Genomic DNA, 26919 nt, shown 5'->3' on the forward strand with positions numbered 1-26919 from the left:
CATCCTTTTCACTTTCCTGCAATAAGCAAGAACCGAAATGAGGAAGACTCTATGACCGCCCGACTTGATGAGAAACTGGAACTGATTTACCAAGACGTTCTGCACCGCAATCCGGGTGAAAACGAGTTCCACCAAGCTGTACACGAAGTACTGGAGACCCTGGGGCCCGTTCTGGTGAAGTACCCGGAATTTGCCGAAAAGAAGATCATTCAGCGCATCTGCGAGCCCGAGCGCCAGATTATTTTCCGCGTGCCCTGGCAGGACGATAAAGGCGAGATCCACATCAACCGCGCCTTCCGCGTGGAATTCAACAGCGCCTTGGGCCCCTACAAGGGCGGCATGCGTTTTCACCCGTCCGTATACCTGGGCATCATCAAATTCCTGGGCTTCGAGCAGATCTTCAAGAACGCCCTGACCGGCCTGCCTATTGGCGGCGGCAAAGGCGGCAGCGACTTCGATCCCAAAGGTCGCTCAGATGACGAGATCATGCGTTTTTGCCAGAGTCTGATGACTGAGCTGTATCGCCATATCGGCGAATACACTGATGTTCCAGCCGGTGATATTGGTGTGGGCAAGCGGGAAATCGGCTACATGTTCGGCCAGTACAAGCGCATCACCAACCGCTACGAGTCTGGCGTATTTACCGGCAAGGGCCTCGACTGGGGCGGCAGCCGCGCACGTACCGAAGCAACAGGCTACGGCACCGTGTTCTTCACACAAGAAATGCTGAAAGCCCGCGGCGACTCCATGGAAGGCAAAAAAGTGGTTGTTTCCGGCTCAGGTAACGTTGCCATCTACGCCATCGCCAAAGCTCATGAGCTGGGCGCAAAGGTTATTGCCTGCTCCGATTCCGGCGGCATTATTGTGGACGAAAAAGGCATCGATCTGGCAGCACTCAGGCAAATCAAAGAGGTTGATCGCCGTCGCCTCAGCGCCTACACCGAGTTCCATAAAGACGCAAAATACGTCAAGGGCGGCAGCATCTGGTCCATTCCTTGCGATATTGCTCTGCCTTGCGCCACTCAGAACGAGCTTAATGCCAACGACGCTAAAACTCTGGTTGAGAACGGCTGTATTGCGGTTGCCGAAGGCGCCAACATGCCTACAACTCCTGAAGGTATCGCGATCTTCCAGCAGGCCAAGCTTATGTACGGCCCGGGTAAGGCTGCCAACGCGGGCGGTGTAGCAACGTCTGCCCTCGAAATGCAACAGAATGCCAGCCGTGATTCCTGGACCTTCGACTATACGCAGAAGCGCCTTGAAGACATCATGATCGACATCCACAAGAGCTGCTATGAAACCTCTGCGGAGTTTGGCTCTGAAGGCAACTACGTACTGGGCGCCAACGTGACCGGCTTTATCAAGGTCGCCCGCGCCATGCAGTCTATGGGCGTTATCTGATTATGGAGTAGGGCTCATGAGCAGGAACGGCGGAAACTCACAGGATAGCAACCGGGTTTCCACCGGCCTCCCGGGGCTGGATGACGTTCTTGATGGCCTGAGAATTGGCGATAATGTGGTCTGGAGAGTCAACGATCTGGACGACTACCGCCGATTCGTTACTCCATTTATTGAGTCTGCGGCGTCCGCCGGGCGCCGTATCATTTATCTGCGTTTTGGCCAGCATCCTCCGCTGGTGCCCGCAAGCACCAACATCCACACCGAAAACGTCGATGCTCTGGATGGCTTTGAAGCTTTCACCGGTAGAGTATGGCGCCTGATTGAAGAACATGGGCGCGGCGCATTCTATGTGTGCGACTGCCTGAGTGATCTGCTCAACGCGTGGGCCACCGACGCCATGGTAGGCAATTTTTTCCGGGTGGTTTGCCCCTTCCTCTTTGAACTGGATACGGTCGCCTGGTTTGCTCTTTACCCGGACCGGCACTCCCGCACCACGCTGGATCGCATCCGGCAGACAACCCAGGTAATGGTGGATGTGCACCGCCTGGAGGACGATGTACAGGTTCAGCCGATCAAAGCCTGGTGTCGCCAATCCCCCACCATGTTTCTGCCACATCGAGAGCGCGATGGTCGCTTTCTGCCGGTCTCCGACAGCAGCGATGCCACCCGACTACAAGCCGGTCTGGAGGTGGCGCAACTACATCGACAACCGCTTCTGGATTACTGGGACCGTCTGTTCATGCAGGTTACCAGTGCCATGCAAGATGATGATCAAGAACAGGCTGCCGCTATTCATGAGCGGGTGCTGAACGTACTGATCAGCCGGGATTCGCGCATATTGGACTTGGCCAGAAACTATCTGAATCTTGAGGACCTGCTCGCGATACGCGCGCGAATGATCGGCAGCGGGTACATTGGTGGAAAGGCCGCTGGCATGTTGATCGCCCGCAGCATCCTGCTTACCAATCAGCCAGCTATCTGGCAGGAAAGCCTAGAGCCTCATGATTCCCGCTATCTTGGCTCAGACGCCTATTACGCATTTCTCGTACACAATGGGTTGTGGCCAGCGATCATGCGTCAGCGTGCTCCCGAGGGGTATTTCAGTGAAGCGGCAACCTTGCGCCAAGGCTTACTGGAAGGTGAGTTCCCACCGGAAATCCAGAGTGAACTGGAGCGGCTGCTGGATCACTACGGGCAATATCCGATTCTGGTGCGCTCAAGCAGCCTGCAGGAAGATGGTTTTGGCAACGCCTTTGCCGGCAAGTACGACAGCGTTTTCGTGATCAACCAGGGCGCTCCGGAACACCGGCTTGACGCTCTGGAGGACGCCATCCGCCAGGTTTATGCCTCTACCATGAGCGACGACGCCTTGGTATACCGTAAACAACGCGGCCTCGACCAGCGGGAAGAACCCATGGCGCTGCTGATTCAGCGAGTCAATGGTCGCTTCCATGGCCGCTACTACCTGCCAGATGCTGCGGGTGTTGGTGTTTCTCGTAATACCTTTGCCTGGGATACCGATATGGACCCGGCCGCTGGCATGGTTCGTCTGGTCATGGGGCTGGGCACCCGGGCCGTTGATCGGATTGAAGGCGACCACGCCTGTGTGATGGCACTGGATTACCCCCACCGCCAGCCCTTTCGCAATCAGGATGAAAGCTACAAGTTCTCCCAGCACCTACTGGATGTACTGGATCTGCGAGAAGGAGATTTAACCACCCTCCCGTTGAGCCAGCTCACAAAGGAGGTTTCCGATCTGCCGCTGGGCCACTTGGGCGAAATAGACCAGCCCGCCAGCAGACGAGCCCGGGAGCTGAATTTGCCAACACCGGTATGGCGCCTGACCTTTCACCCCTTGGTACGCAATGGTCTTTTTGTGGACCGCCTCTCCTGCTTGTTGAAAACCCTCGAAGCAGGATATAACCACCCGGTGGACGTGGAGTTTACCCTGCATCTGAACAGCGCCGGAGAACCGGCCTTTAATCTGGTGCAATGCAGGCCGCTGGGGCACCAGCAGCCCCGAGCTGGGCGTGCCAGTTCGTTTTGCGGACATCGCGGGCGTGGCCGTGCTGGTTGAAGTGGCAGAAATGGACGGCGATATGGTGCCGGATCTTTCTTACGGCTCACATTTTTTCCAGGACCTGGTAGAAGCCGATATCGCCTACGCAGCTCTTTTCCCCAATGGCCGGAACAGCGTTTACCAACCAGATCGACTCCGCGGCACAAGCACACACAGGCAAGGTGTTTCTCCTGAGGCCGCAATCCAGAGTTTTGACCTGCGTGCGAACCCACTGCAGCTGACCGGCGATGTGATCAGCCAGGACCTGGCCTGTTACTACCCTGTTTGATACCTATCAACTATTTCACTGCCTCTAGCACCAATAAACACCCTGCCCTGCTAGAATCCAGTCCATGGAATGGCTCACTCACTCTCAAACCGGTTTTCAACAGGCTGCCCGCTACTTGCTGGGTATGCGTTTGGCCATCGTTACGCTCCAGCTCGCTGCCATCGCGGTAGCCGAAACAGTTATCTCCCTTGCCCACCGGGCTGAAGCACTCATCCTTTGCCTGGTCTACGGCATTTTTGCGACCCTGTGCTGGCTCTGGTTTACCCGCAGACCACCACGCTCCCCAATCAGTGTAAGTGTTGGCCTGGCAGTAGATCTGGCCCTGATTGGCGCCTGGCTTTTTCTCACCGGCGGCTACACCAACCCCCTTGTGTCCCTGTTACTGCTACCTATAGCGGTAGCAATCATTCTGGTACCACTCAGTCAGAGCATTGCACTGACTCTGGCAGGAATCGGCATTTATACCGCCCTGGTTTTGTGGCACACCCCCATTACCCATGATCACCACGATGCCAATCTGGCCCAGTTGCATCTGGCCGGCATGTGGGTGACCTTCGCCATGACGGCTGCAATTCTGCTATTAGTGGTCGGTGCCCTGGCACGAAGGTTAGGGCAGCAACAGCAGCAGCTTTCAACCATTCGGGAAACACGCCTGCGCGATGAACAGATCATTTCACTGGGGCTTTCCGCAGCGGCCGTTGCCCACAGGCTGGGAACACCCCTGAATACCATGACCTTGCTAGTGGAAGAACTCCGCTCTGCGTTCCCGAACCCCGAGCTCGCCGAAGACCTCAACCTGATGGAGCAACAACTTGTTCTTTGCAGCAAACACCTGCAGCAACTGTCCAGAGCCGCAGTACAAGCAAAAACTGCGCAGCTTGAGAGCCTCACTGCCAAGGACTGGGTGGCACGATTGAAAGAGTCGGCAACGCTGCTATGGCCCGCTGCGCCCATTGATTGGTCGGCGGCAGTTCCGGACTGCCGGGTTGCGGTAGATGCCACCCTGGATCAGGCCATTCTGAACCTGTTGGCCAACGCACTGACCGCCAGCCCCTCCTGGGTAGCTGTCAGTGTTCGCTGCGCAGAAAACAACCGGGTTGAAATGGTGGTGGAAGATCATGGTGACGGGCTGGAAGATGCCTTCCAGAACAGCCTGGGCGAACAGATTGTTGGCTCGGAAAATGGCATGGGCGTTGGCCTCTTTCTTACCAACGCGACCATCCAGCGCCTGGGGGGCACACTGAAGGCACGGGTTGACCAGCATGGCACGACCATGATCATCGATATGCCCCAAGCCGGACCGTCCAGTCTGGAAACCTGGAGTAACACGTGACAACCACTGATAACTGGCTGCTTATTGACGATGACACTGCCTTTCTGGAGATACTTCAACGCGCCCTCAAGCGCCAAGGTGTCGAAGCCACCAAGGCCCAATCTCATGCTGAAGCGCTTGGCGCGCTGAGCACACAAAGTTTCCATCGGTGCGTGCTCGATCTGAACCTTGCCGGCGAAAGCGGCCTGCAACTTCTGCCCGAGTTGCTCAGCCGACAACCTGATCTGAATGTTCTCGTACTCACGGGTTATGGCAGCATTGCCACAGCAGTTGAGGCCATGCGCCGCGGGGCAATCAACTATTTGTGCAAGCCGGTTACCGTGAATCAGCTCATCAGCGGTTTTGATGCTCTGGCAACTGCTCCCGAGCTTCGCCCTGAACCACCGTCGGTGGAAGAAATGGAGTGGGAGCACATTCAACGGGTACTCAATGAGCATGAGGGCAATGTATCCGCCACCGCCAGGGCTCTGAACATGCACCGGAGAACCCTGCAACGCAAACTGCAAAAACACTCTCGCTGGCGCAATTGAAACATCAGGCATAGACTTGATGTACATCAAACCTGATATCCGCAATCAGAAGTAACCTGAACGACTGCTTTCTAAATATGACCGCCGAAATGTCTGCGGAGGCACAAATTGAGCCATGCCAAATATAAAGGATCCAGTAGACAAAGTGCCCACCCCAAAGGTTGACCCCAAGCGCTTGTCATTGGTTGCGAGCGCCAGCCGCAATATGGTTCTGATCCTTGACGCCGCAGGCACAATTGAGTGGGCTAATCCGGTCTTTGAGGAATATACCGGCCATCTGCTGCAGAACATTACCGGTATCCGCCCCAGCGAGCTGCTCAAAGGCCCCGCCACAGATACGACAGCGCTTACACGCATTGCCCGCGAACTGCACAGGGTTAAACAATTCGAAGAAGAGGTTTTGCTCTACACCCGCACCGGGGAACCATTCTGGGTTCACGCCTACGGGCTGCCTATTGGAGATGAACAGGGCGTGGCGCCGGGTTTTATCGTTATCATGAACAATATTTCGGACCACAAGCACAGCGAACGCGGCCTTCGTATAGCGGCCAGTGTGTTTGACCGAAGCCACGAAGCCATCATCATTTCGGATCAAAACAACCGAATACTCGATGTAAATCCTTCATTTTCGCGGATTACAGGATACAGCCGTGCCGATGTTCTGGGCCTTAACCCTTCCATTCTCAGTTCCGGGCGACACTCCCCGGCCTATTACCGGGCCATGTGGCAGAGCATTGAAGAGTCGGGGCACTGGCGAGGTGAGATCTGGAACCGACGGAAAAACGGGGAAGAATTTGTCGAGCTGCAGTCCATCAGTCGCATTCACCTGGACGAACCCGGAAGCTATTACCATGTGGCTAATTTCACCGATATTACAGAGCTGAAAAATCATGCCAAAGACATAGATCGCGCAGCAAATTACGACGATCTCACTGGCTTGCCCAATTTACAGCTACTGAAAGAACGCCTGCACCATGCTCAGATACAGGCGGATATCCACCAAAAAAGCCTGTCGGTCGGTTACATTGATCTGGATGGCTTCAAGGCAATTAACGAAAACTTTGGAGCAGAGGCGGGAGACAAAATACTGTGTATCCTGGCCAGCCGCCTGGCGCAAGGCTTGCGCAGCGGCGACACAGTGGCCCGAATTGGCGGCGATGAATTTGGCCTTATCCTGCAAAGCGATAACCATGACGCTATCTATGACCGCATACTGTCTTCCATCAACGAATCGGTTGATCTTGGTGGAGAGGCAGGCTCGATCGTTGTTACAGCAAGCCTTGGCATCACCCGCTACCCTGAAGACAACGCCGACGCTGAAGGCCTGATTCGCCATGCCGATCAGGCCGTATACGCAGCCAAGGACAAAGGGCGAAACCTGCTACACGTTTTTGACCCGGAACAGAACGAACATCGCCAACAGAGACGCGCGCAACTCATAGAGCTCAGCCGGGCGCTGGAAAACAAAGAGTTTGAGCTCCACTTCCAGCCTCAGGTGCGGATAGCCGATTGTAAAGTCATTGGTTTTGAAGCACTTATCCGCTGGAATCATCCGCACAAAGGGCTGCTTTATCCAGACGCGTTCCTGCCATCGCTGGAAGCCAGTCACCTGGAAGTGCCCCTGGGCCAGTGGGTTCTTGAAGAGGCAGTTTTTCAGATGGGTCTTTGGCACGATGCGGGCGAGGATTTGTCTGTCAGCATAAACATCAGTGCGCGACACATGATGGACTGGAGCTTTACCTCCTACCTGGAAAACTATCTGCAGTGTCACCCGGCAATCAAGCCGGAACAAATAACCCTGGAAGTTCTGGAATCGACCTCTCTGGAGGACATAAAACGTGCCAGTGATGTGCTTGCCCGCTGTCAGGAACTGGGGTTCCGCGTTGCTCTGGATGACTTTGGCACGGGTTTTTCGTCACTGTCCTACCTCAACACTTTACCGATCGATCTGGTGAAGGTAGACAAGAGTTTTGTGATCAACATGCTCAACGACTCAAACGATCGAGCAATCGTGGAAAGTGTGATCTTTATGGGCCAGCGGTTTAGCCACCCTATTCTGGCCGAAGGCGTTGAAACTTTTGACCATGCCCGTGCCTTGAGCGATTTAGGCTGCGAGTATATGCAAGGCTACGGGGTTGGACGACCAATGCCAGCTGGCAATGTTCTTGAGTGGACGCAGCAGTGGCGCAAGAGCCACCCTGCCTCATCTGAGGCAGCGCAGCCTGCAGGCTGGTAGTTTCAAGCACGCCCAGCTATCGATAGCGACGCGGATCTAACGTTGTTAGCCGGTCCGGATGGAACACCATCATGCCCGTTACAATCGCGCCGTTCACAAAGCCCTCGGGAATCATGAACAACGGAAGATACCGCAGGTAGTCGTGAACCAGTTCTGAAAACTCATACACTCCGCTAAACCAGAGCATCAGGCACATCACCAGTCCTGCCGCAGCCACTGATATACCCGCCCCGAAAAAACCGCAGAAGAAAATATAGGCAAAGAAATTACTGAAGTTCCGATGGCGCTCCCAAAGCATGATGCCATGGGTTACAAGCGCAGGAATCATCACGGTAATCAAGCCATTCGCAGCAAACATGATGACCGGCTCCCGGCCGGTAATCACAGTGAGAACCAGGGCCAAAAGCCCGGCGAATACTGCCAGCCCCCAACCCAGCACCAAAGTGACCGCGGTGATACCAAAGATATGAATGGCGAGGCCGGGATAGATGCCGGCGCGCAACTGCCAGATAAAACCCAAGGCAACCGCTGCGCCAAAAAAAGAGTGCTGCAGAACATTGTCTGAACGCAAGGTGCGCCAACGCACAGAGCGTGCGGCCTGCAACAGGACAAGCAGAAACAGGAACAGTGTTACAAACCACTGCCCGGTCGATAGCAGATTGTCGGTCATGCCCATAATAAAAAGCGCTCGCTGAAATCCGGAACCGGCTACATGATAACGGTGTTACCGACCCCATAACCAATGCTCTGGATTATACGAAGCAAAGCCGGAACAGAGCCCTGCATCAGGCGACGTCTTTTAGTGGGCCCCGGCTATCAGTGAGCGCCTGCCAGGCTTCGTAAGTGCTGAGAAATACCTGCCCACCCAGATGCGACAGAAACTCAGTGCGCTTCAAGCGATCCATAACAGGCCCCTTCACCTCGGAAAGATGCAACCGAACCCCGGCATCTTTCAGCCGTTCGTTTATAGCCTCCAGGCTTTCGAGGGCCGACGCGTCCACCAGATTAACCGCAGGGCACACCAAGACCAAATCTCTCAGTTCCGGCTCGCCGGCGGCCAAATCCATCACCGCCTCTTCCAGAAAGCGGGCATTGGCAAAATACAGGCTTTCATCGACACGTAAAAAGGTCACCTTCGAGCACAACTCAACCTTGTGCCTCTGCACATTACGGAAGTGCTCCGTGCCCGGAACCCGGCCAACAACCGCGCTATGGGGACGGCTGGTACGGTACAGGAACAGCCCCACAGAAAGCACAACCCCAGCAATAATGCCTGCTTCCACGCTGTGCACAAGCGTCAGGACAATAGTCGCCAGCATGGCGCCAAAATCAGTACGGGAATAGCGCCAGGTGCGGCCCAGCGCCGGCAAGTCGATGAGTGTTGCTACGGCAACAATGATGGTTGCGGCAAGAGTGGCCTGGGGCAAAAAGGCAATGGCTGGTGTAAGAAACAAAGTTGCGAGGGCAATTCCGACGGCAGCATAGGCACCCGCAGCTGGCGTCTCTGCGCCCGCATCAAAGTTGACGACGGAACGTGAAAACCCACCGGTAACAGGCATACCACCTGAAAAACCCGCGCCCAGGTTGGCCGCACCCAGGCCGATCAGCTCCTGATCCGGGTCGATTCTCTGGCGCCGCTTTGCGGCCAGCGTCTGGCCCACAGAAACCGACTCCACGAACCCCACCACGCTGATCAGCAAGGCACTGACCGCCAGTTGCTGCCAAAGCCCCCAGTCCATCGAGGGCATGGTCAGCTCTGGGAGCCCCGAAGGCACAGCACCCACCAACCGGACGCCTTGAGTATCAAGCTGGAGCAACCAGGCAACCAGCGTAGTTACCAATATCGCAAGAATCGGTGCGGTTTTGGTAAGAATATCCGCCAGCCGGGAGCCAATACCTGAACGGATCAGCAATGGCTTTAACTGCTTGCGCGCAAAGACAAGAAACAGCAAAGCTCCGGAGCCAATCAACAGGGTTGGCAGATTGGTATCGCCCAACGACACAACCAGGGACTGACCAATGGTCAGCAGGTTCTGGCCAGAGGCTTGCACGCCTAAAATATGTTTTAGCTGACTTGCAGCGATCACAATTCCAGAAGCAGTGATAAAGCCGGAGATCACCGGATGGCTGAGAAAATTAGCAAGAAACCCCAGCCGTAAAATGCCCATCATGGTGAGCATAAGCCCCGACATAACGGCCAGCAGTATGGCCCCGGCAACGTATTCCGGGCTTCCGGCCTCAGCCAAAGGCGCCAGTGCAGCGGCGGTCATAAGAGAGACCACTGCCACCGGGCCCACTGAAAGCGTGCGGCTTGTACCAAAGAGAGCGTAGAGCACCAGTGGCAAAATGCTGGCATACAAACCTATATGCGCAGGCAAACCAGCCAACAGGGCGTAAGCCAGGGATTGCGGAATCAGCATCACGGTCACAATAACCGCCGCCACCATGTCACTGGTGGCCTGGCTACGTCCGTACTTTGGCGCCCACTGAAGAATAGGCAGAAAGCGTTTGAAGTTCATTCGGTGCTCAGAAGAAGTTGACCGGAACTTTCAGGTACACCTGGCCATTATCCTCTGGCGGCGGCATCTCTCCTGCCCGCATGTTCACCTGCACAGAGGGCAGAATCAGCCGTGGCATATCGAGGGTTGCGTCGCGCTCGGTTCGCATCTTCACAAATTCGTCCTCGCTGATGCCGTCGTGCACGTGAATATTGGCCTCACGCTGCTCTGCCACGGTTGTCTGGTGCACATACTCATCCCGTCCCGGGGCCTTGTAGTCATGGCAAAGGAAAATACGGGTTTGCGCCTGCAGGGCCAGCACCTTGCGAATCGACTGGTACAGCACACGGGCATCGCCACCCGGGAAATCACACCGCGCGGTGCCATAATCCGGCATGAACAGGGTGTCTCCCACAAAGGCCGCGTCACCAATCACGTATGTCAGGCAGGCAGGAGTGTGGCCAGGCGTGTGCATTACACGGCACTCAAGCCCGCCAATCGCAAAGGTGTCACCGTCCCGGAAAAGGCGATCAAACTGGCTGCCATCACGGGCAAATTCTGTTCCCGCATTAAAGGCCTTGCCGAAAATTTCCTGCACATCCCGTATGTGGGCGCCAATGCCGGTTTTTCCGCCGAGTTTCTGGTGAAGATATGGCGCGGCGGACAGGTGATCCGCATGAACGTGGGTTTCCAGAATCCACTCAACACTCAAACCATTCGCGCGCACGTACTCAACAATCTCATCTGCGGAGCGCACATCGGTAGTGCCTGAGGCGTAGTCAAAATCGAGTACTGAATCGATAATGGCACAGGCCTGGCTGGCAGGGTCGCGCACCACGTAGCTGAACGTATTGGTGGGTTCATCAAAAAAATGTTGAACAATAGGGCTGTTCACTGCACTCACCTCCGTTGGGGCGTAATCCTACATTTACATTCTAAGGATATACCAAAACGGAATATAAGGTGAAATTCTCTTTTCCTATATGCGCGATACCCCTAATACATCAACAAGACAGTCGCGCCCCGCCTGCTTTGCAGCATAAAGCCTGTCGTCTGCCAACCGGATCAGCGGGTCAGGCCAGGTTGGAACAACATCCAGTTCACTGATATCAGCAACACCGGCACTCACCGTTAACGGCACGACTTGACCCTCAAGAACGAAATCATGATTGCGCACGGCACAAAGAATACGGCCTACAATACGTCGTACACCTGCCGGGCTTATACCGCTGAACGCAACCACGAACTCCTCCCCACCAAAGCGCGCCACCACATCGGCTTCCCGGGTTTGTTCCAGAAGAATATCGGCAAAATGACGCAGGCAGTTATCACCGCCCAAATGACCGATGGAGTCGTTAATCTGCTTGAAGCGGTCGAGGTCGAACATGGCCAGCGCAAAGGGCTCCCCGTAACGGCTGGCACGGCTCAGCATTTCATGAAGCCTTGGCATCAGATAGCGGCGGTTGTGCAGTTTGGTTAAGGGGTCACGAATGGATTGGTTAAGAAGCTCACTCTCAAGCCGGTTGCGCTCAAGCGCACCCGAAAGCAGGCTGGATACGATAATCAGGAGGTCTGCCTGGTCTTCTCGCCAGGCACGCTTACGGATGGAATCCACGCCAAAGAAGCCGGTTACCACACCTCGCACACGAACCGGCACACAAAACATTGAGCACACACCCTGCTCCTCAAGCATCGTACGCTCGGGGCCGATCGGTATCTGTTCTATTTCTTCAACAAAGATGACCCGGTTGCCACTCACCATTTCGTTGATTTTGCACTTCCACCATTCAAAGTCGTCAGTTGGCACATTGCGCTGATCATCAATAAGGGGTTGCACATCGGCGGAACACCATTCGTGAGTGTTATCCATAACACGGTAGTCCGGAGAAAACTCATACAAGTAGGCCCTGTCCACCTCAAAAAAGCTGCCAATGGTTTTCAATAACTCGGTAACGCATTGATCAATAGTGCCAAAGCCCAGATTAATAAACTGGGTCGACAGATTGGCAATCAGCTTCTGAAAATCAGCCTGGAATGCTGATTCTGCCTCGCGTTCCCTGAGTGTGTGTTCAAGGTCTTTGTAACACTGAATATTATGGTACTGGCCATGCCAGATGGTACTTCCATCGCCCTGACGTTCCGGCACTGCGTGGGCCTCAAACCATTCATAATGCCCGGCCTTCACTTTTACTCGAGCCTGATATTCCCATGGGGTCAGGGCTGCAGCAGACTCAACAATACTCGCTCTTACAGCAGACACATCATCTGGATGGACCGCAGCAAACAAAGCATCTGCGCTTTCCCGCAATATATCCGGAGCGATGCCCAGCAGGCTCTGCACCTGCTCGCTGATAAACAAAAACCGATGCGCCTCACCATCCGCGCTTAGCCAATATGTGCTGAGCACATCGGGAATAGCCGAAACCAATTTCCGGAGCGGTGAGTCCGTATTGGCACACCATTGACGCTTACCAGCCTGTTCTGTCATGGGCTGCTCATTTGCTTACCGCGAATTTGCCTTGTTCAAAAAAGTGTAGTCCACAGTGCCACGCAGAGCTATTTCTGAGCAGCGCATCTGATCTGTTGATAAAAATCACCTATAGCACCAATTAGAATATCCTTATTCCATTAAGAACCTATAGAGCTATAGTGAACTCAACACCAACGGCATAGGAGCCATACCATGGAACAATCAAACAACCCAGTATTCGGTTTGCCACGTTTGAATGAACGCGCCCCTGAGTTCAACGCCCCCACTACCGATGGCGTAAAGACCCTCGACAGCTACAAGGGCAAATGGCTGGTGCTTTTCTCCCACCCGGCTGACTTTACACCGGTCTGTACCACTGAATTCATGGCCTTCGCGAAGATGGCGCCGGAATTCAACAAGCGCAATTGCGAGCTGCTGGGCCTGTCCATAGACAGCCACCACTCACACATTGCGTGGATGCGTAACATCAAGGAGAAGTTTGGCGTCGAGATACCCTTCCCGATCATCGCCGACCTTAAAATGGATGTTGCCCGCGCTTATGGCATGATTCACCCGGGTGCTGCAGACACATCTGCGGTCCGTGCAACCTTCATGATCGACCCGAAAGGCGTGCTGCGGGCGATGGTGTACTACCCCATGAGCAACGGCCGTTCTATTCCGGAATTCCTGCGCCTGCTGGATGCCCTGCAGACCAGTGACGAGCACGGAGTAGCAACGCCTGAAGGCTGGCAGCCAGGTGATCGCGTTATCGTGCCACCCGCAGCCACTGCGGCAGAGGCTGACCAGCGCGTAAGCTCCGGCGAGTACGACTGTGTAGACTTCTACTACTGCACCAAAGAGCTGTAAGCATCGATAGTATTCGTTAGAAAAGGCTGCCCTTCCTGGCTTGTTAATGGCCAGGAAGGGCGATTCCTTCAGGAAAAACATCCGCACTCATGATACCTTCCAGACACTCCCGTTAGCCGGCGTTTCACTGCCCGAGGGAACACCCTCAGCTGAACCGAGTCGCACATGCCCACAAAAACACATCAGCTTTCCAATGAATGGCAAGCCTTCTGGCTGGCCGTTGGCTTTCTCACCCGCATTCCCATGCTCGCTCGCATTGATTACTCCCAGAAGCTGATGAACCAGTGCAGCATGTACTTCCCGCTGGTAGGGCTTTTGCTCGGTGCCTCATATGCCGGCTTGTTTGCGCTGCTTAATCTGGCTTGGAGCCCGCTGGTGTGCGTGCTGCTGGTTTTGTGCTTCCACTTGTTTGTTACCGGCGCTTTCCATGAAGACGGTCTGGCCGACAGTGTGGATGCATTGGGTGGTGGATATACCGTTGAGAAGCGCCTGGAGATTATGAAAGACAGCCGCATCGGCACCTATGGCACCGTGGCATTAGTCATGGCTTTGGGCCTGAAAGCTGCGCTGCTGATGGATGCCCAAAGCATCTGGCTGGCGATGTTGGTAGCGCCAGCGATCAGCAGGCTGACGCCACTGTTGTTGATGGCATTTTTGCCCTATGTAACCGACCCGGACAAGAGCAAAAGCAAACCTATTGCGGAAGGCTTCTCGCGCAACCGCTTGCTGGTCAGTTGCGGGTTTACCGCGTTGGTGGCTCTGGCTTTCAGCCTCTGGTTGCCGGGGCTGTGGCTGGCCGCAGTCACTGCCATTATTGCCGTGGCGTTGCTTTGGGGTTGGTATCTGAAACAGCAATTGGGCGGTTACACCGGCGACGCACTGGGGGCCAGTGTGGTGTTTTGTGAGCTGGTCTTTTTGCTCGGGCTCTAGCCCTTAGACTGCACCCTCAATCTACTGAATACGACAGTATGCGCGACAGTTGGCTATACGGCAGACCAGTTTCCTGGTGCCAGGCGGTAAACGCTGCCTGTGCCTGCTGCAATCCGTTCTTGCTCGTGGGCGAAGCATCCAGAAGATTGGCATGGCGCAGGCCGGCAACAACATCGTGGGACAGGATAAAACCGTCCCAGCCCACCATACGCAAAAAGTACTGGGCGCTGTTACCGCCCAAGCGAGAGCCATTGCGCTTTAACCACAGCAACAAGCCCATCTGATCTTCCGACGGCCACTGGCTCAGGAATGCGCCAAAGCTGCCATGTTCCCGCGCCGCATCCATAATCATTCGGGCATTCTCCGGCACAGTGCGGATTTTCTGCATGTTGCGCACAATTCGCTCATCCTGAGCCAGCTCTTCCAATACGTCTGGCGGTACCTGCTGCCAGTAGGCAGGCACAAAGCCATGGAAGGCCGCTTCGAAACCTGCCCATTTGTTATCTATAACTCGCCACACAAAACCGGCTTTAAATACGCAGCGGGTAATCTCCGAAAGGTAGCGATCGTCTGCCCGCGCCTCCAGCGCAGTCGCAGCCGGCAATTTGGGCAGCAGGGCATTCAGCTCTTCGATGCCGCCTTTACGTGCAATCGCACGTTCGTGAATCTTTGAAAAACCCATAACGTCTCATCATCGATTTAGTAATAGATGGCCAAGAATTAATGTCGCTTTTTAATTAATAGTGACCTAACTCAAAACATTTTCTCATATTTCTACTACCTTGGGGTTAACGATCCGGAAATCGTGCTCGCTCCTGGCTGCACAAGAACATATTGCTCTCAGCTGGAGTCGAGTCCCTTCATTAGCTCTACACACTGCCTGTGCAGATAAAAGGAGATGCGCTGTGGATGATGAATTCCGATCCCCTGAAACCCCTTCTGATAACACGCCGGATAACTCACACAATGACCCGGAACAGGATCTGGCAACGCGGTTCCCCACCGCTTACACCATTCTGTTTTTGCTGATCATATTTGTGGCGGCGTTAACCTGGATTATACCCGCCGGGCAATACGACCGCGCAATGAACGAAGAAGTCGGGCGTGAAGTGGCCGTGCCAGGCACCTACCAGACGGTCGACCCCAACCCTCAGGGTTTTATGGAGATAATGCTTGCCCCCACGGCCGGCTTCTATGATCCGGACAGCTATGTGGCCAACGCCATTGATGTTGCCCTGTTCGTACTTTTCCTGGGCGGTTTCCTCGGCGTAATGAACGCTACGGGAGCCATTGATACCGGGATACGCAGCGCCATGCGACACCTCAAGGGCCATGAAATCTGGATGATACCCATATTGATGACCCTTTTTGCCATAGGAGGCACAACCTATGGCATGGCCGAAGAGACCCTGGCTTTCTATGCCATTCTCATCCCGGTCATGATGGCCGCAGGATACGATGCGGTAACCGGGGTAGCCATCATTCTGGTGGGCGCCGGCATTGGCGTACTGGGCTCCACCATCAACCCGTTTGCCACGGTTATCGCCGCGAACGCAGCTCAAATCCCGTTTACTGACGGCATTGTGGTGCGCTTTATCCTGCTCATTGGCGGCCTGCTGATTTGCTCTGCCTACGTTATGCGTTACGCCCTTCGAGTAAAAGCGGATCCATCCCGCTCTGTGGTATCCAAGCAATGGGATGCACACCGCAGGCTCTTTTTGGGCAAGCATGCTGATGAAATCCAGACGTCTACCCTCACCAGAACCCAGATTGTTGCACTCCTCATCTTCGCTGCCACCTTCGTGGTCATGATCTGGGGTGTATCGTCCCAGGACTGGTGGATGGCTCGCATGGGTGCGCTGTTTTTTGGTGCCGCCATTGTGATAGGCATTATTGCCCGCCTTGGTGAGAAAGAGCTCACTGGCAGCTTTGTGGATGGTGCACGCGATCTCTTGGGTGTTGCTCTAGTGGTCGGGCTTGCGCGAGGCATTGTCGTGATTATGGATCAGGGCATGATTGCCGACACCATTTTGCACAGCGCTGAAACATCCCTCGGTGGCCTGCCGGAACTGGCGTTTATCAACCTGATGTTCTGGATTGAAGTAGGCATGAGCTTCTTTGTGCCCTCGTCATCCGGGCTGGCGGTTCTGTCCATGCCGATTCTGGCGCCACTTGCTGATTTCGCCAACGTAGGGCGCGACCTTGTGGTAACCGCCTACCAGTCGGCCAACGGCCTGGTGAACCTGATCAACCCGACCTTTGCCGTAGTGGTCGGTGGCCTGGCGATTGGCCGCGTCTCCTACGACCGCTGGATAGCGTTTATCTGGCCTTTGCTCCTGATCCTTACCATCTTCATTTCGGTGGTTATCAGCGCAGCTGCACTTATTTAACGGAGGACTGAACCATGTCTGAACATAAGCTTGGCGTACATTCAGAAACCGGAAAACTGCGGCAGGTGATTGTCTGCCGCCCAGGCCTGGCACACCGGAGGCTGACCCCCTCCAACTGCGACGCCCTGTTGTTTGACGACGTTTTCTGGGTGAAGCAAGCGCAGAAAGATCACGATGTGTTTGTCAGCGTAATGCGTGACCGCGGTGTCGAGGTACTTGATGTTAACGAGTTGCTGGCCGAAACCCTGGACATTCCGCAAGCCCGCAAGTGGATTCTGGACCACCGGATTACCTGGAACGACATAGGCGTGGGGATGATCTCTGATCTGCGCGCCTGGATGGACGAGCTCCCCGGCACCGAACTTTCAAAATATCTGATTGGCGGCCTGGAAGTGGGCGACTTGCCCTTTGACCCCACCGGGCTTTTCGGTAATCACCTTGGCCACTATGGCTTTGTACTGCCACCCTTACCCAACTACCTGTTCACCCGGGACAACAGCGCCTGGATCTATGAGGGCGTTACCCTGAACCCCATGTACTGGGCTGCGCGCCAACCGGAAACCCTGCTGATGGCTGGCGTGTACAAATACCATCCGAAGTTTGCCGGCAAGGTGGATGTGCTCTGGGGTGACCCGACCAGGAACCACGGCCTTGCCACGCTTGAAGGCGGTGACGTAATGCCGGTAGGCAATGGCACCGTGCTTGTCGGTATGGGGGAGCGCTCATCACCCCAGGCCGTTGGGCAATTGGCTAACGCTCTGTTTGAAAGAGGCACGGCGGAACGGGTTATTGCCTGCCAGATCCCCAAAACCCGTGCAGCCATGCATCTGGACACCATCTTTACTTTCTGCGGCGGCAACGTGGTTACCGCCTTTAAAGAAATGGCTGACGAGCTGATTTGCTACGACTTGCGCCCCGGTGAAGGCAAAAAGCACCTGTCTTTCCGCCAGGACCCCCGGCCCTTTTTTAATGTGGTGGCTGACGTTCTTGGCTACAAATCCCTCGAGGTTGTACCGACCGGCGGTGATAACCCGGCCGAGCGGGAACGGGAGCAATGGAACGATGGCAACAACGTGTTGGCGCTAAGCCCCGGCGTGGTCATTGGTTACGACCGCAACGACGACACCAACGCAGCACTGGAAGCCGCGGGCATTGAAGTGCTGGCCATTCCGGGTGCCGAGCTGGGCCGTGGCCGTGGCGGTGGGCGTTGCATGAGTTGCCCCACAATGCGTGACCCCATCTGATCCAGGAGGACAAAGACCATGGCTTTTAATCTGAAGAATCGTCATTTCCTCACCTTGCGGGACTTTTCCCCGCAAGAAATCGGCTTTCTGCTGAGACTGGCCAAAGACCTGAAAGCGGCCAAATACGCGGGCACCGAGGTGCCCCAGCTGACTGGCAAAGAACTCGCGCTGATCTTTGAGAAGAACTCCACCCGAACAAGAGTGGGCTTCGAGGTGGCTGCTTACGATCAAGGCGCCAGAGTGACCTATCTTGGGCCTTCAGGCACCCACATTGGCCACAAGGAATCGGTAAAGGATACCGCCCGGGTTCTGGGCCGCGTTTATGACGGCATTGAGTACCGGGGTTTCGGCCAGAAAATTGTTGAGGAGCTGGCCGAGTATGCCGGCGTGCCGGTATTTAACGGCCTGACCGACGAGTTTCACCCAACCCAGATTCTTGCAGATTTTTTAACCATGCAGGAACACGTTGAGAAACCGCTACATGAAGTGGCCTATGTGTATATTGGCGACGCCGCCAATAACATGGGTGACAGCCTGCTGATTGGCGGGGCCAAAATGGGCATGGATGTGCGCTTGTGTGCGCCAAAAGAGTGTTGGCCAAAGCAGTCCATTCAAGACGAAGCCCGGGCTATCGCTCAGGAAACAGGTGCCCGGATCACCATTACTGAAGACGTTGATGCCGCCGTAGCAGGCGTCGATTTTGTGTACACCGATGTGTGGGTGTCCATGGGTGAGCCGAAAGAAAAGTGGGGCGAACGCATCAAGCTGTTAATGCCCTACCAGGTGAACGCCGCCCTGATGGAAAAAACCGGCAACCCGCGAGCCCGCTTCATGCATTGCCTGCCCGCGTTTCACAACACCGAAACCACGGTGGGCAAGGAAATAGAGGCCGAGTTCGGCATTACTGCCATGGAAGTGACGGATGACGTTTTCGAAAGCCCCGCCTCCATCGTGTTTGATCAGGCGGAAAATCGCATGCACACCATCAAGGCAGTGCTGGTAGCCACACTTGGGGCCTGATACTGGCTCCAACTGCTGAAAAGGATGCACAGGATGCTGATTGTTGCAGCTCTGGGCGGTAACGCCCTCTTAAAGCGCGGCGAACCGTTAACCGCCAAGACTCAGCGCACCAACGTGAAAATTGCTGCGAAATCACTGGCCAAACTGGTACAGGCCGGACATGAGCTGGTGATTACCCACGGCAACGGCCCCCAGGTGGGGTTGCTGGCATTGCAGGGCGCGGCATACAAGCCTGAGGAAGCCTACCCGCTGGATGTGCTGGGCGCGGAGACCGGTGGCATGATCGGTTATATGATCGAGCAGGAGATGGAAAACGCCCTCAACCATAGCCGTCCTGTGGCAACCCTGCTCACCCAGGTGGTGGTTGACCGGGAGGATCCGGCCTTCAAAAATCCCACCAAATTTATCGGCCCGGTCTACGATAAGGCAGAAGCCGAATCCCGGGCAGCAGCAGCCGGCTGGCACATTGCGGCCGACGGCGACAAATGGCGCAGAGTCGTACCCTCCCCTGCACCTAAAGAAATACCCGACATGCGGGTACTGAAACTGCTACTGGATCAGGGGGTAATTATCATCTGCACCGGAGGTGGTGGCATTCCGGTGCTACGCCGTAACGACGGCAGCATGACCGGTGTAGAAGCCGTGATTGACAAGGATGCCGCCAGCGCTTTACTGGCGCGCGAGCTAAAAGCCGATGCCCTGCTGCTTTTAACCGACGTGGATGCTGTGTATAAAGATTTCAATACACAGGCTGCAACCCCGGTTCGTAAAATCACACCGGAACATGCCCGCAGACTCGATGTACCAGCGGGCTCCATGGGGCCAAAAGTGGCGGCGGCCTGCAATTTCGCCGACACTGGAGGTGTCAGTGGCATTGGCCGACTGGAGGATGCACTCGATATTCTGGGTGGGCGCGCAGGCACACTCATCAGCAAAGACGCCACTCATAACACTTAATCACTCGGGCCCGTTATTCATGTCGGATCAGATCGTTGATGTTGGACAGGTTGTAGGCGTTCGCGGCGGCGTTGTCGATGTGAAGTTTCCGGCAACCTCACCCCGTATTCAAGATCTGGTTTACGCTGGCAGCCTGGCGATGGAAGTAACCTCGCTCCTGGAAAATGGTGCCGTGCGCTGCATGGCGCTGGCACCGGTGCGTGGGCTGGGCCTGGGAATGCCAGTAAAAGCGACAGGGGCTGCAATTCAGGTACCGGTGGGTGATACGGTGCTGGGGCGCATGCTCAACGTGTTTGGTGAGCCTATCGACGACAAGCCCGCCCCTGCCGCCACAGAGCGGCGATCCATTCATCAGCCCCCACCGGCATTGGAAGATCGCGTCATCCACAGCGATATTCTGGAAACCGGCATCAAGGCCATCGATTTGCTCTCCCCCATTGAGCGCGGCGGTAAGACCGGGCTGTTCGGCGGTGCCGGCGTGGGTAAAACCGTGCTGATTACCGAGCTGATCAACAACACGGTTCAACATTATCAGGGCGTAAGCCTGTTCTGCGGCATTGGCGAGCGCTCGCGGGAAGCGGAAGAGCTTTACCGGGAGATGGGCGATGCCGGTGTGCGGGATAAAACCGTGATGCTGTTCGGGCAGATGAACGAAGCCCCGGGTGTGCGGTTTCTGGTAGGCAAAACCGCACTCACCATGGCGGAGTACTTCCGCGACGTGCAGAAACAGGATGTGCTGCTACTCATCGATAATATTTTCCGCTTTGTGCAGGCGGGCTCGGAAGTCTCCGGCCTGATGGGTCGCATGCCCTCCCGGGTGGGCTACCAGCCCACGTTGGCTACCGAACTGGCAACGTTGCAGGAGCGCATCACATCCACACGCAATGGTGCCATCACCTCAATCCAGGCGGTTTATGTGCCTGCTGATGACTTCACCGACCCGGCCGCGGCGCACATTTTCTCGCACCTTTCCGCCTCGGTGGTGCTGTCGCGCAAGCGTGCCAGTGAGGGCCTTTACCCGGCGGTGGACCCCCTCGGTTCTGCCTCGGTTATGCTGACTCCGGCCATCGTTGGCCAGCGCCACTACGACATTGCCCGGGCGGTAAGGCGCACCCTGGCCGAGTACGAAGATCTACGCGACATTATTGCCATGCTGGGCATGGAAGAGCTCTCAGCCGCCGACCGGGCCACCGTGGCGCGGGCGCGGCGGCTTGAGCGTTTTCTCACACAACCGTTTTTCACCGTCGGCGCGCTGACCGGCGACAGCGGCAGGCGCGTGTCGATCAAGGACACCCTGGACGGTTGCGAAACCATCTTGAATCAGAGCGAGTTTCACGATAACGAAACTGACTACTACATGATTGGCTCCCTGAAGGATCTGGAGAAAAAACCATGAGCCTTGCCGAATCCATGCAGGTAACACTGCGCCTGCCAACCCGAACCCTGTTCGAAGGCAGCGTGCAGCGGCTATTCGCCACCGCGCAAAACGGTGCTTTCGGCATGCTTCCGAACCATACGGATTTTGTGACGGCGCTGGTGCCCTCGGTGCTGATTCTCACATCAGCCGACGGCACCGAAGCCTTCTTTGGTGTGGACGAAGGTGTGCTGATGAAAAAAGGCCACCAGGTAGACATCGCCATACGCCGAGGCGTTCAGGGCAAGGATCTCGAATCCCTGAACGAAACCATTCAGGCTGCATTTATCGAAGTGGATGAGGAAGAGCGGGTTGCACGCTCGGCTTTGTCCCGGCTGGAAGCAGGAATAGTGCGGCGGTTTGGCGACTTGCGGAAACCCTCGGTATGAGCCCAAAAAGCGATCGCTCAGCAGAAGACATACGGCGCAGTGCCGAGCGCATGAAGCGCGCAAGCGATGAGCCCGGAGTTAGCCCCCTGCGCGGGCTTGGTGCCTTTGGAATCATCGGCTGGTCGATTGCAGTGCCCACCGTGGGGGGCGCTTTCCTGGGATTGTGGCTGAACGACGTAGCACCACAGAACTTTTCCTGGCCCATTGCCCTGATTCTGGGTGGCGTGGTTGCAGGAGGCATCATTGCCTGGAGCTGGATCGAACGGGAAGGGCCAGACCGCAAGGGAGACAAACGTTGATAATTGTAGATTGGCCAGCGGTATTGCTGGGGTTTTCATTTGGTTTACCCGTCAGTGCGCTGTTCTTCATAGGGCTGGCCTGGGGCATGCGACGCGCCCTGGGCTCTGACCGGCCCGGCCTCTGGCTGATGGCCAGCTCGTTTTGCCGGATTGCAGTGCTGCTTGGTGTTGGTTTTCTGGTAACGGCTTACGCTGACAGTAACTGGGCCATCGCCGGCTACGCATTGGCGTTTTTCCTGGCGCGGCTGGTGGCCGTGCTCTGGGCCAGAATCAGCAAGGCACCCACAACGGCTCCACAGGAGGGCGCATAATGCAGCTTACCCCGGATGACATTATCGTTTTTACGCTGGCCGGCTGGGAGGTTAACGCCACCATCGTTAACACCTGGATTGTGATGGCGTTACTGGTGGGTATTTCCATGCTGATTACCCGCAACCTCCGGCCAGATGTACCGCCCAATCGCTGGCGCACCTCGCTGGAAGTGATCGTAAAGCTGATTCAAGGCCAGATCGAAGAGGTAACCCGGAACTCCGCACGCCACGTGATGTACTTTGCCGGCACCCTGTTCCTGTTCATCGCTTTATCAAACCTGATGCTGGTGGTACCCGGGTTTTCACCGCCCACATCGTCGCTATCCACCACAGCGGCACTGGCCTTGTCTGTGCTGGTGGCGGTACCGGTGTTCGGCATCGCCAGTGGAGGCGTAGGGCATTATCTCAAAACCTTTATCGAGCCCTCGGTCATCATGTTGCCATTCAACATCATCGGCGAGTTCTCCCGGGGCATCTCACTGGCCATCCGTCTTTACGGCAACGTAATGAGCGGGGCGGTTATTGCGGCCATCCTGCTTACCGTCGCGCCGTTTTTCTTCCCGGTGGTCATGGACATGCTTGGCTTGTTAACCGGCATGATTCAGGCCTATATATTCGCCATTCTTGCTACCGTTTACATTTCATCTGCCACGGCAGAACCAGACGCTTCAGCGCTCAAAAAAGAGGATAAGTCATGACCGATCTAGCCATTATTGCGGCCATTTCGATATTTACCGCGGGTTTTACCATTGCCATCGGCGCCATTGGCCCGGCACTGGGTGAAGGGCGAGCCGCCGCCGCTGCGATTGCCGCCATTGCACAGCAACCGGATGCAGCGCCAACTCTGTCACGAACCCTGTTCGTGAGCCTGGCGATGATTGAATCTACCGCCATCTACTGCTTTGTGGTGGCTATGATTCTTATTTTTGCCAACCCGTTCTGGGATGCCATGCAGGTTGCCGCAGGAGGCTAGAGCCGATCATGTCCATTGACTGGATTACCGTTATCGCGCAGATCGCCAACTTTCTGGTGCTGGTGTGGCTGCTGAAGCGCTTTCTCTACCGTCCGATTCTTGATGGCATAGATGCCCGTGAGGCTGAAATAAAGCGCCGCATGGCAGAGGCAGGAGAGGCCGAGAAAAAGGCCCAGGCTGCCGAAGCGGAATTCCGCCAGCAGCAAAAACAGCTGTTGTCGGATCAGGATGCTGTGGTCAAACAGGCCCTGAGGGAATCGGAAGATCAGCGCGACAGCCTGCTGGCCGAAGCTCGCGCCAAGCTGGAGCAGGAACAGCAAGACTGGCACAAGCACCTTGAGCGTGAACGCCAGAAGTTCACCGCACAGCTGCAGCGTACCGGCGAAGAAACCCTGCTGGAGCTGACCCGCAAAGCACTGCGGGATCTTGCGGATGAATCCCTGGAAGAGGCTATCGTTCGCCATGTAAGCGCGCGTTTGCGGCCTATTGCTGGCGAACTCTCGGATGCTGCCGGCGACAGCAAGGAGGCGGTAGCAACCACACGCGACACCTTGCCCGAAGCGGCACAGGCGCTGCTGCTTGCTGACGTTAAAAGCTTGCTACCAGGCATCAACCTGCGCTTTGAAAGCGACCCGCAACAGTCGCCAGGCCTGGTTCTGCGGGTTGGCGGCGCACAGGTAGCCTGGACTGTGGACAGCTATACCGAAGAATTTGATGCGCTGCTAAACGAGCGCATGGCTGCGGGTGCTTCCGGGCGCATTCAGCCGGCGGGCACATAAACCCGGTTGTGCATAAAAAGGATAGATTAAACGCTATGGCCGACACCGATCACAGTGCTCCGAAAAACCGCTCTCCATCACAGCCCCAATCGCACGCTGAATTGCATTCAGCCGGGCAGTTCGAGACATGGCGGGAATCCCTGCTGGCAGCGCCTATACCAGCACCGGTAATAACCGAAGTAGGCCGTGTAACCGAAGTAGGCGATGGCGTTGCAATTGTGACCGGTCTGGCTCGAGCCTTGGCCGATGAGCTGCTGATTTTTGAATGCGGTGTTCAGGGCATAGTGCTGGATCTGGAACCTGGCCGGCTCGGGGTGATTCTGCTTGGTCCTTCCGAGCTGATTACTCTGGGCGAGGATGTACGCCGCACCCGCAAGGTGGTGAGCGTGCCCGTCGGCCCCGCGTTGCTCGGGCGTGTGGTTGATGCCATGGGCCGCCCGAGGGATGGTTTGGGAGCTATCGCCGCTGTTGCAGAAACCCCCATTGAAGCAGAAGCACCGGGCATTCTCAGCCGCTCAGCTATTTTCCGGCCACTGGCAACCGGCCTTAAAGCCATTGATGCTGCCGTACCTGTAGGCCTCGGCCAACGCGAGTTGATCATCGGTGATCGCCAAACCGGCAAGACCTCCATCGCCATAGACACCATGCTCAACCAATCGCGCTCAGATGTTGTCTGCATCTATTGCGCCATTGGCCAGCGTGGCGATGCTGTATCCCGAGTTATCGCAGCATTGAAAAAGGGCGACATGCTGGCCCGCAGCATCGTGATGTCGGCCGGTGACGAAGAAACACCGGGGCTGGCTTACATAGCGCCCTACTCCGCCATGGCCATGGCAGAGTACTTTTCCGATCAGGGCCGGGATGTGCTGGTGATTTTTGATGACCTTACCCACCACGCGCGCTCCTACCGCGAGCTATCATTGCTGTTGCGCCGGCCACCAGGGCGCGAAGCCTTCCCCGGCGATATTTTCTACGTGCACGCCCGCCTGCTGGAACGGGCCGGCCAGTTTACCCAGGAAGCCGGTGGTGGCTCGATTACCGCCTTGCCGGTTGTGGAAACCCAGGCGGAGAACCTGTCGGCCTACATTCCCACCAACCTGATCTCCATCACCGATGGGCAGATCTACCTGTCGCCACGACTGGTGCGCCGTAACCAGTTCCCGGCCGTGGATCTGGGCCTGTCCGTTTCTCGCGTGGGCGGCAAAGCGCAAAGCCGCACCCTTCGCGAAGTAGCCGGCAACTTGCGGGTTACCCTGTCGCAATTTGAAGAATTGGAAGACTTCGCCCGCTTCGGTACACGCCTGGACGACACCACCCGCGCCCGCCTCACCCGTGGCGCTGCCGTTCGCACCGCCTTGCGCCAGGCCGAGCGTGACCCCATGCCCCCCGCCGAGCAACTGGCGGTTTTGATTGCCGCAATGGAAGGGCTTTTCGATGCCTTGCCGGAAGAACAACTGAGCGGTGCCATGGACCGCATTCGTGCCGCTGCCCGGAAACACTTCCAGTTTATCGACGAGCGTATCAGCGAAAACAAGGGGTTGAGCAAAGAAGACCGCGAACGGATTATCACAACCGCTCGCACCGCACTGTCTGCGAACCGCTCAGACGAGGTCAGCCATGGCCCAGACGCTTGAGACGCTGACCCGGCACAGCGACACCCTGACGAGCATTCGCGGCATCGTTCACACCATGAAAACCCTGTCGGCGATTAACGCGGCACCTTATGAACACGCGGCCCGCTCGATTGAGGCCTATCACCAGACTATATTGCAGGGCTTTGCCGCCTTCGCTTATCGAACTGGTGGTATCAACCTGCGACAGGAAAATGCTGTGGAGCATCTGGTCATCGTGTTCGGCTCCGACCACGGCCTCTGCGGCAATTACAATGAGGTGCTTGCAGAAGTGGTGCAGCAACATTGCCAGAGCCAAACGATCGGCAAGCAACGCCTGCTCTGTATCGGCGCGCAAATGAACGATGCTCTGGATGATCAGGACCTGCTGCCAGAAGCTGTCTTGCTGCCACCGGCGTCTGCGGATGGCATAGGCCGCCTTGCTGGCGATATAGTTACCCGCATAGACCGTTTTAGCCGAGGCCAACCGTTGCACCATCTGGCCGTCACTCTGGCGTTTACCCAGCGCGGCGAACACGGCACGCGGGAACCGACAATACAGAGCCTTCTTCCGCTTGCACCCTCACTACTCGAGCGTAAAACACACTGGGATTCACGCTCACTTCCGGATTACACCATGGAAGCGGACGCGCTGTTGTCATCCCTGATTCGCAGCCATATTTTTGCCAGCGTTTTCCGGGCCTCGGCAGAAGCCATGGTGACAGAGAACTCCGCCCGGCTGGCTTTGATGCAGCAGGCGGAGCAATCGGTGGATGAGCGCATTGAGGTGGTGGAGGGGGAGCTTCGATCGGTGCGGCAAACGGAGATCACCAACGAGTTGATGGACGTGATTATCGGGTTTGAGGCGTTGAAAAAGCCGAAGAAGCGGGTGGTTTCTGAGCAACCGCAATAAGGCCCAA

General features: G+C 56.2%; 26 protein-coding genes. 21 read left to right on the forward strand and 5 right to left on the reverse strand.

What is annotated here, in order from left to right:
- Positions 1 to 51 precede the first annotated feature (51 nt).
- The 6 genes from gdhA to FE848_RS03720 all read left to right on the forward strand — a co-directional run bounded on the left by gdhA (position 52) and on the right by FE848_RS03720 (position 7848).
- Positions 52 to 1401 carry an NADP-specific glutamate dehydrogenase gene (gene gdhA / locus FE848_RS03700; RefSeq protein WP_200201403.1) on the forward strand — a complete coding sequence of 450 codons (1350 nt, stop codon included), beginning with the start codon at positions 52 to 54 and terminating at the stop codon, positions 1399 to 1401.
- A 16-nt stretch (positions 1402 to 1417) separates the two neighbouring features.
- Positions 1418 to 3478 (forward strand): PEP/pyruvate-binding domain-containing protein, encoded by a 2061-nt coding sequence (locus FE848_RS03705; protein ID WP_227715135.1) that lies wholly within the window; start codon positions 1418 to 1420, stop codon positions 3476 to 3478.
- Positions 3432 to 3749 carry a hypothetical protein gene (locus FE848_RS18650; protein ID WP_227715136.1) on the forward strand — a complete coding sequence of 106 codons (318 nt, stop codon included), beginning with the start codon at positions 3432 to 3434 and terminating at the stop codon, positions 3747 to 3749. The genes FE848_RS03705 and FE848_RS18650 overlap by 47 nt, the downstream gene beginning before the upstream one ends.
- Before the next feature lie 64 nt (positions 3750 to 3813).
- Entirely contained in the window at positions 3814 to 5082 is a 1269-nt protein-coding gene (locus FE848_RS03710; protein WP_200201404.1) for a sensor histidine kinase, read from the forward strand.
- Entirely contained in the window at positions 5079 to 5612 is a 534-nt protein-coding gene (locus FE848_RS03715) for a response regulator transcription factor (RefSeq protein WP_200201405.1), read from the forward strand. The genes FE848_RS03710 and FE848_RS03715 overlap by 4 nt, the downstream gene beginning before the upstream one ends.
- 115 nt (positions 5613 to 5727) lie before the next feature.
- Positions 5728 to 7848: a putative bifunctional diguanylate cyclase/phosphodiesterase gene (locus tag FE848_RS03720; RefSeq protein ID WP_200201406.1), complete on the forward strand. Its 2121-nt coding sequence runs from the start codon at positions 5728 to 5730 to the stop codon at positions 7846 to 7848.
- Between the two features lie 16 nt (positions 7849 to 7864).
- On the opposite strand, the gene FE848_RS03725 is transcribed toward FE848_RS03720, so the two are convergent.
- From FE848_RS03725 to FE848_RS03740, 4 genes are all read right to left on the reverse strand, one after another.
- Positions 7865 to 8524: an energy-coupling factor ABC transporter permease gene (locus FE848_RS03725; RefSeq protein WP_200201407.1), complete on the reverse strand. Its 660-nt coding sequence runs from the start codon at positions 8522 to 8524 to the stop codon at positions 7865 to 7867.
- Positions 8525 to 8633: 109 nt separating this feature from the next.
- Positions 8634 to 10367, reverse strand: coding sequence for a SulP family inorganic anion transporter (locus FE848_RS03730; protein WP_200201408.1), 1734 nt, complete (start codon positions 10365 to 10367; stop codon positions 8634 to 8636).
- A 7-nt stretch (positions 10368 to 10374) separates the two neighbouring features.
- A complete protein-coding gene (locus tag FE848_RS03735; RefSeq protein ID WP_200201409.1) occupies positions 10375 to 11241 on the reverse strand; it encodes an MBL fold metallo-hydrolase in 867 nt (288 codons plus the stop codon).
- An 84-nt stretch (positions 11242 to 11325) separates the two neighbouring features.
- Entirely contained in the window at positions 11326 to 12834 is a 1509-nt protein-coding gene (locus FE848_RS03740; RefSeq protein ID WP_200201410.1) for a diguanylate cyclase, read from the reverse strand.
- Positions 12835 to 13029: 195 nt separating this feature from the next.
- Here FE848_RS03740 and FE848_RS03745 point away from each other — a divergent pair, with 195 nt between their 5' ends.
- Together FE848_RS03745 and cobS are read left to right on the forward strand one after the other, a co-directional pair.
- On the forward strand, positions 13030 to 13683 hold the full coding sequence (locus FE848_RS03745; protein ID WP_200201411.1) for a peroxiredoxin: 654 nt from the start codon (positions 13030 to 13032) through the stop codon (positions 13681 to 13683).
- Between the two features lie 165 nt (positions 13684 to 13848).
- Positions 13849 to 14613, forward strand: a complete 765-nt coding sequence (gene cobS / locus FE848_RS03750; RefSeq protein WP_200201412.1) for an adenosylcobinamide-GDP ribazoletransferase — start codon at positions 13849 to 13851, stop codon at positions 14611 to 14613.
- Between the two features lie 16 nt (positions 14614 to 14629).
- Here cobS and FE848_RS03755 read toward each other — a convergent pair whose 3' ends face one another.
- Positions 14630 to 15295, reverse strand: a complete 666-nt coding sequence (locus FE848_RS03755) for a DNA-3-methyladenine glycosylase I (protein ID WP_200201413.1) — start codon at positions 15293 to 15295, stop codon at positions 14630 to 14632.
- A 223-nt stretch (positions 15296 to 15518) separates the two neighbouring features.
- Here FE848_RS03755 and FE848_RS03760 point away from each other — a divergent pair, with 223 nt between their 5' ends.
- The 13 genes from FE848_RS03760 to FE848_RS03820 are packed head-to-tail and all read left to right on the forward strand — an operon-like array spanning position 15519 to position 26912.
- Positions 15519 to 17003 (forward strand): YfcC family protein, encoded by a 1485-nt coding sequence (locus FE848_RS03760; protein WP_310965364.1) that lies wholly within the window; start codon positions 15519 to 15521, stop codon positions 17001 to 17003.
- A gap of 14 nt (positions 17004 to 17017) precedes the next feature.
- The gene (locus tag FE848_RS03765) at positions 17018 to 18247 is read left to right on the forward strand and encodes an arginine deiminase (RefSeq protein WP_200201414.1); all 1230 of its coding nucleotides are present in this window, start codon (positions 17018 to 17020) and stop codon (positions 18245 to 18247) included.
- Positions 18248 to 18265: 18 nt separating this feature from the next.
- Positions 18266 to 19267 (forward strand): ornithine carbamoyltransferase, encoded by a 1002-nt coding sequence (locus FE848_RS03770; protein WP_200201415.1) that lies wholly within the window; start codon positions 18266 to 18268, stop codon positions 19265 to 19267.
- A gap of 33 nt (positions 19268 to 19300) precedes the next feature.
- Complete coding sequence (gene arcC, locus FE848_RS03775; protein WP_200201416.1) at positions 19301 to 20224, forward strand: carbamate kinase; 924 nt, start codon at positions 19301 to 19303, stop codon at positions 20222 to 20224.
- A 19-nt stretch (positions 20225 to 20243) separates the two neighbouring features.
- The gene (gene atpD, locus FE848_RS03780; protein ID WP_200201417.1) at positions 20244 to 21620 is read left to right on the forward strand and encodes a F0F1 ATP synthase subunit beta; all 1377 of its coding nucleotides are present in this window, start codon (positions 20244 to 20246) and stop codon (positions 21618 to 21620) included.
- Positions 21617 to 22027 carry an ATPase gene (locus FE848_RS03785; RefSeq protein WP_200201418.1) on the forward strand — a complete coding sequence of 137 codons (411 nt, stop codon included), beginning with the start codon at positions 21617 to 21619 and terminating at the stop codon, positions 22025 to 22027. Before atpD ends, FE848_RS03785 begins: the two co-directional genes overlap by 4 nt.
- On the forward strand, positions 22024 to 22326 hold the full coding sequence (locus tag FE848_RS03790) for an AtpZ/AtpI family protein (protein WP_200201419.1): 303 nt from the start codon (positions 22024 to 22026) through the stop codon (positions 22324 to 22326). The genes FE848_RS03785 and FE848_RS03790 overlap by 4 nt, the downstream gene beginning before the upstream one ends.
- Positions 22323 to 22637 carry an ATP synthase subunit I gene (locus tag FE848_RS03795; protein WP_227715137.1) on the forward strand — a complete coding sequence of 105 codons (315 nt, stop codon included), beginning with the start codon at positions 22323 to 22325 and terminating at the stop codon, positions 22635 to 22637. The genes FE848_RS03790 and FE848_RS03795 overlap by 4 nt, the downstream gene beginning before the upstream one ends.
- Positions 22637 to 23335: a F0F1 ATP synthase subunit A gene (locus FE848_RS03800; protein ID WP_200201420.1), complete on the forward strand. Its 699-nt coding sequence runs from the start codon at positions 22637 to 22639 to the stop codon at positions 23333 to 23335. Before FE848_RS03795 ends, FE848_RS03800 begins: the two co-directional genes overlap by 1 nt.
- Positions 23332 to 23610 carry a F0F1 ATP synthase subunit C gene (locus FE848_RS03805; protein WP_200201421.1) on the forward strand — a complete coding sequence of 93 codons (279 nt, stop codon included), beginning with the start codon at positions 23332 to 23334 and terminating at the stop codon, positions 23608 to 23610. Before FE848_RS03800 ends, FE848_RS03805 begins: the two co-directional genes overlap by 4 nt.
- A gap of 8 nt (positions 23611 to 23618) precedes the next feature.
- Complete coding sequence (locus FE848_RS03810; protein WP_200201422.1) at positions 23619 to 24389, forward strand: F0F1 ATP synthase subunit B; 771 nt, start codon at positions 23619 to 23621, stop codon at positions 24387 to 24389.
- A 35-nt stretch (positions 24390 to 24424) separates the two neighbouring features.
- Entirely contained in the window at positions 24425 to 26023 is a 1599-nt protein-coding gene (locus FE848_RS03815) for a F0F1 ATP synthase subunit alpha (protein WP_200201423.1), read from the forward strand.
- Complete coding sequence (locus FE848_RS03820; protein WP_200201424.1) at positions 26007 to 26912, forward strand: F0F1 ATP synthase subunit gamma; 906 nt, start codon at positions 26007 to 26009, stop codon at positions 26910 to 26912. The genes FE848_RS03815 and FE848_RS03820 overlap by 17 nt, the downstream gene beginning before the upstream one ends.
- Positions 26913 to 26919: the final 7 nt, after the last annotated feature.

The organism is Marinobacter sp. 1-3A (assembly GCF_016597775.1).
Lineage (GTDB): Bacteria > Pseudomonadota > Gammaproteobacteria > Pseudomonadales > Oleiphilaceae > Marinobacter > Marinobacter xiaoshiensis.